A 13893-nucleotide genomic window follows, 5' to 3' on the forward strand; every position below is an offset into this window, starting at 1 on the left:
TTTGGCATCATTTCAGCTCTGTTAGCTTTTTGTGTAGAGGTGAACTGTTCACCCCTTTAGCTACGAACCCCGTGACGCCGGAGGGTTTGCTTTCCCAGATGATCCGGGCTGCGGATTCTGTCGGGAAACGTCCAAATATGCAAGCCCCGGTTCCGGTTAATCTTGCAGGTCCGAATTGTGAAAGCCATTCCAGGCTCTGGTTAACCTCAGGATACAGTTTTCGAACTACATCCTCACAGTCGTTTCGGTACCTCGAGGCGTCTCCCTCAAAAGCGGGCGCTATTTTGATTCTCGGGGTGTTCCTTGTCAACCCTTGCTCGGAAAAAATCTTGCCAGTGTTTATGTTGCAGCCAGGCTTGAGAACAACAAACCAGTCTTCCGGCGGATTTGCGTTGGTCAGTGTTTCACCAACGCCTTCGCCGAAGGCCGCGTGGCCACGAACAAACACCGGTACATCGGCGCCCAGGCTCAGGCCGACTTCTGCAAGTTCATCGATACTCAACTTGAGCTGCCAGAGGTGATTCAGTCCCAGCAGGGTGGTTGCGGCGTTGGAGCTGCCTCCGCCAAGGCCGCCGCCCATGGGTAGCCGTTTGGTGATGCCGATGGTAACTCCGGGCAGGTCACCCTGAGCCCGTTCCAGAAGAGCTCTGGCGGCGCGAATGATGAGATTGTCGTCATCTTCGACACCCGGAACGGGCTCCGCGAGCCTCACACCGGGCTCTCCGGGTGTGAGGGTAAAACTCAGGTCGTCGCCATAGTCGAGAAACTGAAACAGGGTCTGGAGTTCGTGATAGCCGTCGTCCCGGCGCCCGACAATGTGCAGGAACAGGTTCAGTTTGGCCGGTGACGGCAATATCAGGTCGGGTGTCATTCAGGCTGCTCCTGCCAGTCGCTTACCACCAGCCGGACACGCTTCTCTTCTTTGAGGGCGGTGATGCGGGCGGGGAGTGCAGGATAGCTGGAAAGGAAGCTCTGCCAGCGGTCGTAGCGGATTTCCCAGCCGTTCTGGCGGATTATGGCAAGGGTGCCCTGATCATCGAACAGCAGGCGGTAATCGCTGGCCGGAGAGGGCAGGCCCCGAATCCACCAGGTCAGGTTTTCCAGGGGCAACTGCCAGCCCGTGGCGGCCTCGACCAGCGCTTCCGGCTCACCCGAGCGGTAGGTTTCGCCGTTCGGCAGGGTCAGCTCAATAAAGCCGGGCACGCCTTTAAGGGTTGTGCTGCCCATACCGAGGAAAGATGAGGAAAGGGCAAGATTGTAGGCCTCGCCATCCTGGATCCAGTGATTGATGATGGCGGTTCCGCTGTCGGATGGCTGGCGCACGGCCAGCTTCCCGGACAGCTTCCAGTGGTCGAGTTCGCCGAGACTGGCCGCACGGGTGGTCCAGTTCGCCGGGGGTTGGTCTGTCATGCCCTCCGGCAATGGATCGATCTGAATCGTGGTACAGGCACCGAGGGTGGCAAACATCATCAGTGCTGCCAGGGTTCGGGCAAGTTTCATTCCGGCTCACCACCGTTGGTCAGCCGGTTTATGGTTTCTCTGAGTACTTCGTGGTCGCGGTCCTGCTCCAGGCCTTCCTGCCAGATAATCCGGGCCTGCTCTTCCGCTCCGTTCATCCAGAGCGCCTCACCGTAGTGGGCGGCAACCTCAGGGTCCGGGAAGGCGGCCCAGGCACGGGAAAGGTAGTCGAGCGCGGGCTCGATCTGACCTTCGAGGAACAGGACCCAGCCCATGCTGTCGAGGATTGCCGGGTTCTCCGGGTCGAGTCGCAGTGCTTTCTCGATATAGCCGCGGGCTTCTCTCAGCCTGTCCGTCCGGGTGGTCAGGATGTAGCCCAGAGCGTTCAGGGCCACGGCGTTTTCCGGCTCCTGTTCGATAATCTGCTTCAGATCGGCTTCGGCATCGGCAGGCTGCCCGATGCCGTCGTACAGCATGGCCCGGGCGTAGCGGATCTCGATATTGTCCGGATGTTCTTCCAGAGCTTCCGTGGCGGTGCTGAGGGCTTGCTGTTGCTGCTCCTGATCCAGCAACAGGTTTACCTCCAGCAGCCAGAAGTTCTCTGCCTGCCGGGGGTTGGCCTCGCGCAGCCTGCGGATGCGGTCAATGGCGTCCTCGAGCTGGCCGTTTTCTGCCAGCAGGGAGCTGGCGCGGGCCAGGGCCGGAAAGTAGTAATTACCCTGTTCCACGCTCTGGTAATAGCCAATGGCTTGCTCGGTGTTGCCGGCCTGGTCCTCAATGCGGCCCAGGTAGTAGTTGGCTTCGCTGGTATGATGGCCCTGTTCGGCCAGTTGGGTCAGCTCTTCCCGGGCCAGATCGGTCTGGCCATTCTCAAGGGCGACCAGCGCGTGGGATAGCCTCAGGCCCGGCGTGTCCGGGTAGCGCTTAACAAGACGGTTGAATTCGTCCTGGGCAGCCTGTAATTCGCCTTCATTTATAAGCATGCGGCCATAAAGCGTGCCCATCTGACGGTTGCCGGGAAAGCGGCGGGTGTTTGTCAGCAGGTAATCGAGGGCGCTGCTTTTCTGGCCGGTCTGGTAGAGCAGGTCCCCCTTGAGGATGATGGCCGGCTGGAAGTTCGGATTGTCCCGCAGCAGGGGTTCAAGCCTGTTCAGGGCTTGCTGCGGCTGACCGGTAACCTTCAATAGCAGCGCGATGCTGTACTCCAGTTCCGGGGTGTCGGGATGGCGGTCCGACATTTCATTATAGAGGGCCAGCAGCTCCTGTTGCTGTTCCGGTGGCAGATTTGCGGCCATGGCGGCCAGGCTGTCGAAGTCAGCGTCGCCACCCTGATCCATGATCCGCTCCATGTGATGGATGGCGGTCTGGAGGTCGTTGCCCTTTACTGCCTGGATAGCAGAGATGCGGTGGGCCTGAAGGCTATCCGGATCGATTTCCAGCCACAGTTCGGCCAGCTGCTTCTGGGCGTTGTCACCGTTCAGGGACTGGGCAATTCTCATGGCCCGCTCAATAACCACCTGGTCGCGGGATTGTTTGGCGGCCTTCAGGTAGTTCACCAGGGTAATGTCATAGCGGCCGCGCTGGGCCGCGATTTCGGCAGACAGGAGCAGATAGAGGGTTTCGGGCTCGAAATCGGCGTATTCAACCGGTGGCTGTGGCTCCGTCTTTTTCTCAATGGCGGCTTTTTCGCCAGTAGAAGGCGCTTCCTCAGTGCCGGTAAGGCTGGCACACCCTGCCAGTGTGAGGCCAAGCAGGCAGGTAACCAGAAACGGTACGGACTTGTGCATGCAACTTCCCATGGTCTGTCGAAAACGCATCAAAAATAACCACGCTCCAGCCCCTTTCTTGAGGTAGATCGGGTCCCGGCCTCAGCCGAATCCCTATAATGGCATAAGCGCCTGATCTTGCCCAACCTGTCCGCACTTGCCGAAGCTATGGCGGTTTTGGGTGGCAGCTCAGGCCGCTGACCGTTAAAATGTCCAGTAATTGCGCGTATCTGCACCGCTCATCGGCAAAAGGTTGTACAACCACGAAATGGCACTGGTAACGCTGGGAATCAATCATCGCACGGCCCCCGTTGAATTACGGGAGCGGGTGGCGTTTACGCCCGAGCGTATGGCGGAGGCATTTGCCGAGCTGAGGGCGACCTCAGGCGCCACCGAGGCCGCGATTCTGTCTACCTGCAACCGGACCGAACTGTATCTGGCCGGCGATGACGACTGCGCACCCATGGTGCTTCGCTGGATGGCGGGGTTTCATGGCCTGGATGCCGCAGAGCTTGAGGAAGCACTGTACGTGCATCGCGACGGTGATGCTGTCCGGCACATGATGCGCGTGGCCGCCGGCCTGGATTCCATGGTGCTGGGCGAGCCGCAGATCCTCGGGCAATTGAAGGATGCCTACACCCTGGCCCGTGAGCATGGCGCCAGCGGTTCGTTTCTGTCCCGGCTGTTTGAGCATACCTTCTCGGTCGCCAAGCGCGTGCGTACCCAGACCGCCATCGGTGAAAACCCGGTCTCCGTTGCCTATGCGGCGGTGAGCATGGCGCACCATATTTTTGCCGACATGTCCCGCAACAAGGCCTTGCTGATTGGTGCCGGCAAAACGATCGAGTTGGTGGCCCGGCACCTTGCGGATGCCGGCGTGAAGGATTTCCTGGTGGCCAACCGTACACTTGAGCGGGCTCAGGCGCTGGCAGAATCCCGTGGCGGCAAGGGCATTGTGCTGTCCGAGATCCCCGAGTACCTGGCCGATGTTGATATCATTATTTCGTCCACCGCGAGTCCATTGCCCATCCTGGGCAAAGGTGCCGTTGAACGGGCACTGAAGAAACGCAAGCACCGTCCCTATTTCATGGTGGACATTGCAGTGCCCCGGGATATCGAGCCGGAAGTGGCCTCGCTGGACGACGTCTATTTATACACGGTTGACGACCTGCGCCAGGTAATCGAAGAGAATATACGCTCCCGCGAGGGTGCGGCCCGGGAAGCGGAGAATCTGGTTGCGTCCGGGGTTCAGGATTTCCTGAACCAGCTGCGGGCGCTGGACGCGGTGTCCACTCTCAAACAGTTCCGTCAGCGCGCCGAAGTGCTGCGCGATGCGGAGACCGAAAAGGCCCTGCGCGCCCTGCGCAACGGCACAGATCCTGAAACCGTGCTGCGCAGTATGGCACGCGGCCTCACCAACAAACTCCTGCACGAACCCTCTGTGCAGGTACGAAAGGCCACCACAGAAGGTCGCACCGAGGTGACAGAGTGGCTGCGTGAGTTGCACCAGCTGGATGCACTGGACGCGGACACGACGACTACCCCGGAAAAACTATGAAGCCATCGATCCAATCCCGCCTCGAGCAGCTTACCGACCGCTTCGAGGAAGTCAGCGCATTGCTCAGTGATTCCTCCATCATCTCCCAGCAGGACAAATTCCGGGATCTTTCCCGGGAGTTCGCCGAGATTGAACCCATAGTTCAGTGCTTCCAGGCCTGGCAGCACTCGCTGGACGACATCGAGGCGGCCCGTGAGCTGGCGAAAGATGGCGACGCCGATATGCGGGAAATGGCCGAGGAAGAACTGCAACTGGCCCAGCAGAAAAGCGAGGAGCTGGATGAAGAGCTCCAGCGCCTGATGCTGCCGAAAGACCCGAACGACGGCAAGAACGTGTTCCTGGAGATTCGTGCCGGCACCGGCGGTGACGAAGCCGCCATCTTTGCCGGCGATCTGTTCAGGATGTATCTGCGCTATGCCGAGCGCCGGCGCTGGCAGGTTGAAGTTCTGAGCGAAAGCGAGGGTGAGCACGGGGGCTACAAGGAGCTGATTGCCCGTGTCGCTGGCGATGGGGTTTATGGTGCCCTGAAGTTTGAATCCGGTGCCCATCGGGTACAGCGCGTTCCGGAAACCGAGTCTCAGGGCAGGATTCATACTTCGGCCTGTACCGTGGCGGTGATGCCAGAGGCCGATGAGGCCGAAGCGATTGAGCTCAACAAGGCGGATCTGCGGGTAGACACTTTCCGCGCTTCGGGTGCTGGCGGTCAGCACGTGAACAAAACCGATTCGGCAATCCGGATTACGCACCTGCCAACGGGCATTGTCGTGGAGTGCCAGGAAGAGCGCTCCCAGCACAAGAACCGGGCGAAAGCTTTGAGTTTGCTGGCTTCGCGGCTGCAGAATGCCGAGACCGAGCGGCAGCAGAAGTCCATGGCCGAGACGCGCAAGAGCCTGGTTGGCAGCGGCGACCGTTCCGAGCGCATCCGCACCTACAATTTCCCCCAGGGGCGGGTTACGGACCATCGTATTAATCTGACCCTGTACAAGCTCGACGAAGTGATTGCTGGCGACCTGAATGCTGTAATTGTGCCTTTGCAGCAGGAGCACCAGGCCGAGCTGCTTGCCTCACTTGCCGATGACCAGTAAATCCTCGCTGACCTGTGAAGCCCTGTTAAAGAAGGCATCTGCCCGGATTGATAGCGATTCGCCGAGGCTGGATGCCGAGTTGCTGCTGAGCCATATTACGGGGCTTAGCCGGACCAGTTTCCGGGCCTGGCCGGAACGTGAGGTTACCGGTGCTCACGCCAAGGCCTTTGAGGCGCTTGTGCAGGACAGGGTGGCCGGCAGGCCCGTGGCGCACCTGCTGGGACAGCAGGAGTTTTGGTCTCTGCCGCTGAATGTCAGTGCCTCCACCCTGATCCCGAGACCGGATACCGAATGCCTGGTGGAGGTCGCTCTGGATTTGCCGTTGCCCCGGCAGGCCCACGTGCTGGATCTGGGTACGGGTACCGGCGCCATTGCCCTGGCGCTTGCCAGCGAGCACCCGGAATGGCAGATCACTGCATGCGATGCCGTGGCTGAGGCAGTGGCGCTTGCCCGTGACAATGCCGATGCGCTTGGCCTGACAGTGTCTGTGGTTCAGAGCTCCTGGTTTTCAGAGCTCACGCCCGGCAGATTTGATCTGATTGTCTCCAACCCGCCCTATATTCCGGATAACGACCATCACCTGAAGGAAGGTGATGTTCGGTTCGAGCCTGCCTCGGCTCTGGTATCCGGCCGAGATGGTCTGGATGACCTCCGGCTGATTGTGGATCAGGCGCCGGACTGGCTGCTTGAAGACGGATGGCTTCTGGTTGAGCATGGTTTTGATCAGGCGGAGGCCGTGGCAGAGTTGTTCCGCGCGCGTGGGTTTCAAGACGTTGAGACCCGCCAGGATTATGGCAACCGGGATCGCATGACGCTCGGGCGATGGTGTTCCGGCGCTGCGGTCATTACTCCGGCGCCTAACAGGGGAGATGCAGATGCTCAGTGACGACGAATTATTGCGCTACAGCCGGCAGATCCTGATGCCGCGGTTCGATATTTCCGGCCAGGAAAAGCTGCAGTCTGCCCGGGTTCTGGTGCTTGGGGCCGGCGGCTTGGGGTGCCCTGTCGCTCTCTATCTCGGCGCCGCAGGTGTCGGGACCCTGACACTGGTGGATGACGACAATATCGAACTAGCTAACCTCCAGCGCCAGATTGGTTTTGAAACTGCGCAGCTGGGTGAATCGAAGGCGGAAAGCCTCGCCGACCGGATTCGGCGGATCAATCCTCTGGTGTCCGTGACTGCCCTGAACCAGCGCCTTGAGGGTGAGGCCCTGGCGCGCACGGTAGCAGAGGCAACCCTGGTGGTCGATTGCACCGATAACTTCAACACGCGGTTTGCCCTGAACCGTGCCTGTGTGGCGGCGAAAGTGCCGCTGGTGTCCGGTGCTGCGATTCGTGGCGAAGGGCAGGTTTCAGTTTACGACAGCCGGCGGGACGACAGCCCCTGTTACCACTGTCTGTATCCGGAGCAGGGCAATGAGGATCTGACCTGTTCAGAGGCGGGGGTTATTGCGCCGCTGGTCGGGATGATCGGGGCGACCCAGGCGATGGAGGCCATCAAGGTGATTTCCGGGGTGGGGGCGCCTTTGATTGGGCGGTTGTTGATTCTGGATGCCTGGGAGATGCAGTGGCGGGAGATGAAGCTGGCGAGGGATCCTGATTGCCCGGTTTGTTCTGGCTGACTTTGGTGCAGGTGGGCTTGCGAGCTTTCGGGCTGCAGCGCCGGGGATAACCTTCCCAAAACACGCTCCTGGCGGCACGTCCATGTGACGCTTGGGCTCCGCCATCCATGGCTCCGCACAGTTTTGGGAAGGCCATCCCCGGCACTGCGTCAGAGTTCTGGAGTAGCCCGCCTCGTTGTGTGCATCAGTTTTTCAATTCCTGAAACTTTGCGATCGCCTCTTTCCTGCTTTCTTTGAGATCAACGATCTGTCGCGGATATCCCTTCGGAATCACACCGCCTTTCGCTCCCGGATCATGAATCCGTTTGCTGTCCAGTTTGGCCAGCTCAGGTAGCCATTCCCGGATGAAGTCGCCGTTGGGGTCGAAACGTTCGCTCTGGGTCACCGGGTTGAAGACGCGGAAGTAGGGAGCGGCGTCGGTTCCGGTGGAGGCGCTCCATTGCCAGCCGCCGTTGTTGGAGGCCAGGAAGCCGTCGATCAGTTTTGACATGAAGTAGGCTTCGCCCAGGCGCCAGTCGATGAACAGGTTTTTGGTGAGGTACATGGCGGTGATCATGCGAAGGCGGTTGTGCATCCAGCCGGTCTGGTTGAGTTGGCGCATGGCGGCGTCGACGATGGGGACGCCGGTGTTGCCGGTTTTCCAGGCTTCGAACTTGTCGCCCGGGGTGTTCCACTCCAGGGCTTCGGTTTCCGGTTTGAAGGCGCGGTGCATGCTGACCCGGGGGTAGTGGTACAGGATGTTGATGTAGAAATCCCGCCAGGCGATTTCGGTGATCCAGGTGCCCAGGCCTTCCTGGTTTCCTCCTGCGCCCTGTGCCTGTCTTGCTGCGATCAGGCATTGTCGGCCGGAGAGTACCCCGTTTGCCAGGTAGGGGGAGATCAGGCTGGTTCCGTCGATGGCGGGGAAGTCCCTGTTTTCCTTGTAGGCACCGCCGCGTTTTTCCAGGAAGCGTTCAAGCTGGTCGTGGGCGGCCTGTTCTCCGGTGGGTACCAGAGGCTCCGGGGCGTCCCGAAAGGCTTCCGGGACTGTGTCGATCTGTTCCGGGGTAACCGCGTCGCCCGTCGCTTTGGGAATCGAAAACAATCCGGGATGGGTTTCTTCGATCCAGCTGCGCCAGCGTCTCGAAAACGGTGTGAACACGGAGTAGGGCTCGTTCTGTTGGGTCAGGATCTCGCCTACCGGGGCGACGGTCTGGTCGCGGTATTTGCGAACCGCAATTCCGAGCTCGTCAAAGCGGTGCTTGACGGCTTTATCGCGTTTGCGTTCGTTGACGCCGTACTCCTCGTTGAAGTGCAGTGCTGTAACCTTGTGCTCTTCACAATGGCTCTGCAGTTTACCGATGCTGTCGTCGAATCGGTCGGCATATATAAAGGATAGGGGAATGCCGAGCCGGGCCAGTTCTTCAGCAAGGGCGTTGGCATGGGCTATGACGAATTGCACCCGGGACGGAGACCAGTCGTGTTCCTGCCATTGGTCCGGGGTGAGAATAAAACAGGCCCGCACTTCTTCGCTGCTCTCGCAGGCGGCGGTGAGGGCGGGGTTGTCGGCAACCCGGAGATCGTTTCGGAACCAGACCAGTTGCGTCATCCGTAATCCATAGTTGTCTGAGGGATTGATATAAGTGTAATTACAGTCCGGTGTTTCAATAAAATCACCAACTTGGATATTCGCCCGGGGTGGCTGATTGGATTATAGTTAAAACACTTTTTAAGCAATTCAGCCGACCGATCTTGAGGGAGTTCTGTGGCAGGAATGGAGAACAGTACCGAGGGTCGTCGTGATGGCGTTTGGGCCCAGCCGTATTCTCTGGCTTCTGGGCAAACCCAGTTTCATCAGCTTGGTCATATTCGTTTATGGGTCACCCTGCTGGATCAGGAGTGGCAGATTCGTTCCGAAGCGCTTGAGCTGGACACTGATCCGGCCAGTTGGACAGAAACCATTGGCCACACTCTGCCGTCTGCTTCCGTGCCGCTGCAACGATTCATCCGGGAAAATCAGTCGTCCACGGTCACGTTCCTGCCGGCTCTCGCCAACCTGCCTACCGTGATTCGGCCTTTCCAACCGCTGACCATTCCCGCCGGTGGCCGGTGCACGATCTATGTGGGAACCCTGGTCTGGATGAAGGTCTGTGTCGGAGACAAGCAAGTCGTTCTGACGGAGATCCCCCTGGCGTCGCCCTCGATGACCTGGGTGGGCAGAAATACCATGGAGGGCGAGCTTTGTTATGCCTCGCCGAGTTTTGCCAGATTGGTGCTTGAGGCAGTGCCCAAGCGCCCCTGGCGAGCGGTAACGCCGGTGACCCTGATCAACCGCCGGGAAGAACCCTTGTTGCTGGAGCGTTTCAGCCTGCCGACGCCGTTGCTGTCCCTGCATCAGAACGAGCGCGGCCAGTTGTGGACGCCGGGTGTAACCGTTGAGGTGGAGACCGATATGAACTCCGCCAGTCTGCATGTAGAACAGTCATTGTTTGCTGCTGCGGGTGCTTGCCGGCATGTGGCAGATGCCCGGGAGAAGATGGCCCGTGGTAGGCTGGTGCGGGCTTTTGACCGAATGTTTGGCTAAAAAACACCGAAGGGAGTCGACGCTTTGCTGGAAACAATAGAAACAGGCGTGATGAAGGTGTTCACGGATATCGCCTGGGGGCAGTGGATCAGTTCCGCTTTTCTTGTCGTGCTCGGGCTGTTTCTCGGTTCCCTGGCGGCCCGAAGTGTTGGCCGTTTTATGGCGCAGCGCACCTCCCGCCATCATACCGTCATGGTTCGACGGCTGGTGTTCTATGTCATTGTCGTTCTGTTCTTTGTGGCGGCCCTCCGGGAGGCCGGCTTTTCCCTCGATGTGGTGCTCGGCGCCGCAGGTATCCTGACCGTAGCCATCGGTTTTGCCTCGCAGACCTCGGCATCGAACATGATCAGCGGTCTGTTTCTACTGGTGGAAAAGCCCTTCGAAATCGGGGATTTCATCGAGGTGGACGCAACCCTTGGCGAGGTGGTGGGCATTGATATGCTCAGCGTGAAATTGCGTACACCGGACAACCTGTACGTGCGTATTCCCAATGAAACCCTGATCAAGACCCGGGTGGTTAACCGTTCCCGGTTTCCGATACGGCGGCTCGACCTGACCGTGGGGATTGCCTACGCTGAAGATGTAGAGCGCGTGGAAAGCCTGCTGCTGGATCTTGCGGAAAAGAACCCGGTCTGTCTCGAAGAGCCCAAGCCGTTCACGCTGGTAACAGCGTTTGGCCCTTCTTCTGTGGACATCCAGTTCTCGTACTGGGTGCCCAAGGAGAAAGTGCTCGAGGGTCGAAGCGGCATGATGGTCGCGATCAAGAAAACCCTGGATCGGGAAGGCATTGAAATTCCGTTCCCCCACACCAGCGTGTATGCGGGTAGCCATTCAGAGCCGTTCCGTGTTCAGCTGTTGGGGCCGGAACAAATCACTGAAAAGGATCTCCCGGATGTCGACAAAGACAGCTGAAGTTATCAAAACCATCGCCCCGACACCGGCCGAGAATAAAATGAGTCTTGGCTGGCGTGAGTGGGTGGCGCTTCCAGACCTTGATATCAGTCGTATCAAGGCAAAAATCGACACCGGAGCCCGAACTTCCTGTCTCCATACGTTTCGTACCGAGCCCTACACGGAAAACGGAGAGCGGCGGGTACGCTTCTGGGTCCATCCGGTGCAGAACGATCTGCACCAGGTCGTGGAGTGCGACGCGAAGGTGCTGGACGAGCGGAACGTCTCCGACTCCGGCGGCCACAAGGAAATGCGCCTGGTCATCGAAACCACGCTGCTGATTGGCGGCCAGAAATGGCCCATTGAAATGACATTGACCAACCGTGATTCCATGCGGTTCCGGATGTTACTGGGCCGTACCGCTATGTCCGGGCGCTCACTGATCTATCCCGAAGCTTCCTATCTTGCCGGCGAACCGGCCTTAAGGACTGAAAAATGAAAATTGCGGTACTGTCGCGAAACCGTCACCTCTATTCGACCCGTCGGCTGGTGGAGGAAGGCATCAATCGTGGCCACGAAGTGAAGGTGATTGACTGCCTGCACTGCTCCATGAACATTACCTCGGCCAACCCACAAATCCATTATCACGAGGAAGTCCTTGAGGATTTCGATGTGGTGATTCCGAGGATCGGTGCATCGGTGACCTTCTACGGTACGGCGGTATTGCGCCAGTTCGAGATGATGGGAGTATTCCCCGTTAACGAATCTGTTGCCATCACCCGTTCCCGTGACAAGCTCCGGTCTCTGCAACTGCTTGCCCGCAAGGGCGTCGGCATGCCGATTACCGGCTTTGCCAACAAGCCGGATAACGTGCCCGAGCTGCTGCAGATGGTGGGCGGCGCCCCGGTAGTTATCAAACTGTTGCAGGGCACCCAGGGCATTGGTGTGGTGTTGGCGGAAACCCGGAAGGCGGCTGAGAGTGTGATTGAAGCCTTCATGGGGCTGAAAGCCGATATTCTGGTGCAGGAGTTCATCAAGGAAGCTGGCGGCGCCGATATCCGTTGCTTTGTGATCGGCGACAAGGTGATTGCCGCCATGAAGCGTCAGGGTGCCGAAGGCGAGTTCCGGTCCAACCTCCACCGGGGTGGCAGCGCCTCTCTGGTGCGGATAACGCCGGAAGAGCGCCGCACTGCCATTACCGCCGCCAAATCCATGGGGTTGAACGTGGCCGGCGTCGATTTGCTGCGTTCCAGCCGCGGCCCGCTGGTGATGGAGGTGAATTCCTCGCCGGGCCTTGAGGGCATCGAGAATGCCACTGGCAAGAACGTAGCCGGTATGATCATCAACTGGACCGAGAAAAATCAGAAGCCCTGGAAAACCCGGACCAAGGGGAGAGGCTAAAGCATGGCCCGTGCCCCCTATGAAATTGCCGGCACCCAGGTAAAGGCCGGCACCCGGCAAACCGTGGAAGTTCCGGTCGCCAAGCTTTACACGCACACGCCGCTGCATATTCCCGTTGAGGTTGTGCACGGCAGGCGGGACGGTCCGGTATTGATGGTGTGCGGCGCCATCCATGGCGATGAGATCAATGGTGTCGAGATTGTCCGCCGGGTGCTCACCAATTCGGCCCTGAGGCACCTTCGGGGTACGTTGGTTGCGGTACCCATCGTCAATATTTTTGGATTTGTACAGCGCACTCGTTACCTGCCGGACCGGCGGGACCTGAACCGCTGTTTCCCCGGTAGCGAAAGCGGGTCTCTGGGGGGGCGCATTGCCTATCTGCTGCGTACCCAGATCATGGAGCGGGTCACTCACATCATCGATTTGCACACCGGGGCGATCCATCGGTTCAACCTGCCGCAAATCCGGGCCGAACTGAAAAACCCGGAAACCGTGCGTATGGCCGAAGCCTTTGGTGCGCCGATCATTATCAACGCCGGCCTGCGTGAGGGGAGTCTTCGTGCCTACGCTGATTCACAGGATATTCCGGTGATCACCTTCGAGGGTGGTGAGGCGCTGCGCTTCGACGACGTGGTGATCGGCAGCGGTGTGAAAGGGGTAATTCGGGTCATGCGTGAACTGGAAATGATCCCGGCGAAAAAAGGGCCCAAGGCACCGAGAAAGCGGTCTGAAACCGCTGCCAACTCCCAGTGGGTGCGAGCAGACATTGATGGCATCATGCGGCCGGTTGCCCGCCTGGGGCAGAAGGTGCGCAAGGGGCAGCGTCTGGCCATGGTGGCGGATCCCTTTGGCGAATCGGAAACCGCAGTGGTGTCACCCTGCTCGGGTATTGTTATCTGCGTGAACAACCTGCCGCTGGTGAATGAGGGCGAGGCAATTTATCACGTTGCCCGGTTTGACGAGCTAAGCGAGGCGGAAAAAGCCATGGATTATTTCCGGAGCAGCTACGAAGGGGATGTCGGCGACGATGTGGTTCCGGTGCACCCCTGGGATGACCGCCAGAAATAAGCGAGAGGACAGTCATGATCTGGGATCAGTCGTTTATCGAGTTGGCGCCGCTTCCACGGGGCTTTCATCTGGTCACCAATGAAATCCTGGACCAGGCGCCGGATCTCACCAACTGCGAGGTTGGGTTACTGCACCTGTTCATCCAGCACACCTCTGCATCCCTCGCGGTGAATGAAAACGCAGATCCGGATGTGCGGAGCGATCTGGAACGCCACTTCAATGTCATGGTTCCGGAGAATGCGCCGCACTATGAGCATGTAATGGAAGGGCCGGACGATATGCCGGCTCACATCAAAAGCATAATGATCGGGCCGTCTCTGACCCTTCCGGTAAGTCATGGTCATCTGGCCCTGGGAACCTGGCAGGGGCTTTACCTCTGCGAGCACCGGGACCGGGCCGGTAGCCGGCGTATAGTGGCAACCTTGCAGGGGCGTTGGTAACTCTGCGCCGATAACGTCCTTTAAGACTCACGTGTCGACTT

14 protein-coding genes are annotated in these 13893 nt (G+C 59.2%); 10 read left to right on the forward strand and 4 right to left on the reverse strand.

Going from position 1 to position 13893, the window contains the following annotated elements; genetic code table 11:
- Window positions 1-7 precede the first annotated feature (7 nt).
- Genes ispE through ACO06L_RS19300 form a run of 3 tightly spaced genes read right to left on the reverse strand, consistent with a single transcriptional unit; the run spans window position 8 to window position 3245 of the window.
- Window positions 8-871: a 4-(cytidine 5'-diphospho)-2-C-methyl-D-erythritol kinase gene (gene ispE, locus ACO06L_RS19290; RefSeq protein ID WP_202347086.1), complete on the reverse strand. Its 864-nt coding sequence runs from the start codon at window positions 869-871 to the stop codon at window positions 8-10.
- Entirely contained in the window at window positions 868-1500 is a 633-nt protein-coding gene (gene lolB / locus ACO06L_RS19295) for a lipoprotein insertase outer membrane protein LolB (protein WP_202347087.1), read from the reverse strand. The genes ispE and lolB overlap by 4 nt, the downstream gene beginning before the upstream one ends.
- The gene (locus tag ACO06L_RS19300) at window positions 1497-3245 is read right to left on the reverse strand and encodes a tetratricopeptide repeat protein (RefSeq protein ID WP_202347088.1); all 1749 of its coding nucleotides are present in this window, start codon (window positions 3243-3245) and stop codon (window positions 1497-1499) included. The genes lolB and ACO06L_RS19300 overlap by 4 nt, the downstream gene beginning before the upstream one ends.
- 247 nt (window positions 3246-3492) lie before the next feature.
- Between ACO06L_RS19300 and hemA the strand changes: the two genes are divergently transcribed.
- The 4 genes from hemA to ACO06L_RS19320 are packed head-to-tail and all read left to right on the forward strand — an operon-like array spanning window position 3493 to window position 7489.
- Entirely contained in the window at window positions 3493-4782 is a 1290-nt protein-coding gene (gene hemA, locus ACO06L_RS19305; protein WP_202347089.1) for a glutamyl-tRNA reductase, read from the forward strand.
- Complete coding sequence (gene prfA, locus ACO06L_RS19310; protein ID WP_064228300.1) at window positions 4779-5867, forward strand: peptide chain release factor 1; 1089 nt, start codon at window positions 4779-4781, stop codon at window positions 5865-5867. The genes hemA and prfA overlap by 4 nt, the downstream gene beginning before the upstream one ends.
- Window positions 5857-6753 (forward strand): peptide chain release factor N(5)-glutamine methyltransferase, encoded by an 897-nt coding sequence (gene prmC, locus ACO06L_RS19315; RefSeq protein WP_421846142.1) that lies wholly within the window; start codon window positions 5857-5859, stop codon window positions 6751-6753. The genes prfA and prmC overlap by 11 nt, the downstream gene beginning before the upstream one ends.
- Window positions 6743-7489, forward strand: coding sequence for a molybdopterin-synthase adenylyltransferase MoeB (locus tag ACO06L_RS19320; RefSeq protein WP_202347091.1), 747 nt, complete (start codon window positions 6743-6745; stop codon window positions 7487-7489). Before prmC ends, ACO06L_RS19320 begins: the two co-directional genes overlap by 11 nt.
- A gap of 184 nt (window positions 7490-7673) precedes the next feature.
- Here the strand turns inward: ACO06L_RS19320 and phrB are convergent, their stop codons facing one another.
- Window positions 7674-9077 (reverse strand): deoxyribodipyrimidine photo-lyase, encoded by a 1404-nt coding sequence (phrB, locus tag ACO06L_RS19325; protein WP_202347092.1) that lies wholly within the window; start codon window positions 9075-9077, stop codon window positions 7674-7676.
- Window positions 9078-9242: 165 nt separating this feature from the next.
- Here phrB and ACO06L_RS19330 point away from each other — a divergent pair, with 165 nt between their 5' ends.
- The 6 genes from ACO06L_RS19330 to ACO06L_RS19355 are packed head-to-tail and all read left to right on the forward strand — an operon-like array spanning window position 9243 to window position 13852.
- Window positions 9243-10052 carry a hypothetical protein gene (locus ACO06L_RS19330; RefSeq protein ID WP_202347093.1) on the forward strand — a complete coding sequence of 270 codons (810 nt, stop codon included), beginning with the start codon at window positions 9243-9245 and terminating at the stop codon, window positions 10050-10052.
- A 51-nt stretch (window positions 10053-10103) separates the two neighbouring features.
- Complete coding sequence (locus tag ACO06L_RS19335; RefSeq protein WP_202347207.1) at window positions 10104-10964, forward strand: mechanosensitive ion channel family protein; 861 nt, start codon at window positions 10104-10106, stop codon at window positions 10962-10964.
- On the forward strand, window positions 10945-11442 hold the full coding sequence (locus tag ACO06L_RS19340) for an ATP-dependent zinc protease (RefSeq protein WP_064228305.1): 498 nt from the start codon (window positions 10945-10947) through the stop codon (window positions 11440-11442). Before ACO06L_RS19335 ends, ACO06L_RS19340 begins: the two co-directional genes overlap by 20 nt.
- Entirely contained in the window at window positions 11439-12344 is a 906-nt protein-coding gene (gene rimK, locus ACO06L_RS19345) for a 30S ribosomal protein S6--L-glutamate ligase (RefSeq protein WP_104322119.1), read from the forward strand. The genes ACO06L_RS19340 and rimK overlap by 4 nt, the downstream gene beginning before the upstream one ends.
- A 3-nt stretch (window positions 12345-12347) precedes the next feature.
- The gene (locus tag ACO06L_RS19350) at window positions 12348-13412 is read left to right on the forward strand and encodes a succinylglutamate desuccinylase/aspartoacylase family protein (RefSeq protein WP_064228307.1); all 1065 of its coding nucleotides are present in this window, start codon (window positions 12348-12350) and stop codon (window positions 13410-13412) included.
- A 14-nt stretch (window positions 13413-13426) separates the two neighbouring features.
- A complete protein-coding gene (locus ACO06L_RS19355) occupies window positions 13427-13852 on the forward strand; it encodes a secondary thiamine-phosphate synthase enzyme YjbQ (RefSeq protein WP_202347094.1) in 426 nt (141 codons plus the stop codon).
- The last annotated feature ends 41 nt before the right edge of the window (window positions 13853-13893 follow it).

The sequence above is a fragment of the Marinobacter sp. genome (assembly GCF_965229985.1).
In the GTDB taxonomy this organism is placed as follows: Bacteria; Pseudomonadota; Gammaproteobacteria; order Pseudomonadales; family Oleiphilaceae; genus Marinobacter.

Bases quoted from the DNA above. Each gene is read 5' to 3' on its own strand.
- ACO06L_RS19300 (WP_202347088.1), bottom strand. From the start codon at position 3,245: ATGCACAAGTCCGTACCGTTTCTGGTTACCTGCCTGCTTGGCCTCACA.
- lolB (WP_202347087.1), bottom strand. From the start codon at position 1,500: ATGAAACTTGCCCGAACCCTGGCAGCACTGATGATGTTTGCCACCCTC.
- ACO06L_RS19350 (WP_064228307.1), top strand. From the start codon at position 12,348: ATGGCCCGTGCCCCCTATGAAATTGCCGGCACCCAGGTAAAGGCCGGC.
- ACO06L_RS19320 (WP_202347091.1), top strand. From the start codon at position 6,743: ATGCTCAGTGACGACGAATTATTGCGCTACAGCCGGCAGATCCTGATG.
- prfA (WP_064228300.1), top strand. From the start codon at position 4,779: ATGAAGCCATCGATCCAATCCCGCCTCGAGCAGCTTACCGACCGCTTC.
- ACO06L_RS19330 (WP_202347093.1), top strand. From the start codon at position 9,243: ATGGAGAACAGTACCGAGGGTCGTCGTGATGGCGTTTGGGCCCAGCCG.
- hemA (WP_202347089.1), top strand. From the start codon at position 3,493: ATGGCACTGGTAACGCTGGGAATCAATCATCGCACGGCCCCCGTTGAA.
- ACO06L_RS19335 (WP_202347207.1), top strand. From the start codon at position 10,104: ATGAAGGTGTTCACGGATATCGCCTGGGGGCAGTGGATCAGTTCCGCT.
- ACO06L_RS19340 (WP_064228305.1), top strand. From the start codon at position 10,945: ATGTCGACAAAGACAGCTGAAGTTATCAAAACCATCGCCCCGACACCG.
- ispE (WP_202347086.1), bottom strand. From the start codon at position 871: ATGACACCCGACCTGATATTGCCGTCACCGGCCAAACTGAACCTGTTC.
- phrB (WP_202347092.1), bottom strand. From the start codon at position 9,077: ATGACGCAACTGGTCTGGTTCCGAAACGATCTCCGGGTTGCCGACAAC.
- ACO06L_RS19355 (WP_202347094.1), top strand. From the start codon at position 13,427: ATGATCTGGGATCAGTCGTTTATCGAGTTGGCGCCGCTTCCACGGGGC.
- rimK (WP_104322119.1), top strand. From the start codon at position 11,439: ATGAAAATTGCGGTACTGTCGCGAAACCGTCACCTCTATTCGACCCGT.
- prmC (WP_421846142.1), top strand. From the start codon at position 5,857: ATGACCAGTAAATCCTCGCTGACCTGTGAAGCCCTGTTAAAGAAGGCA.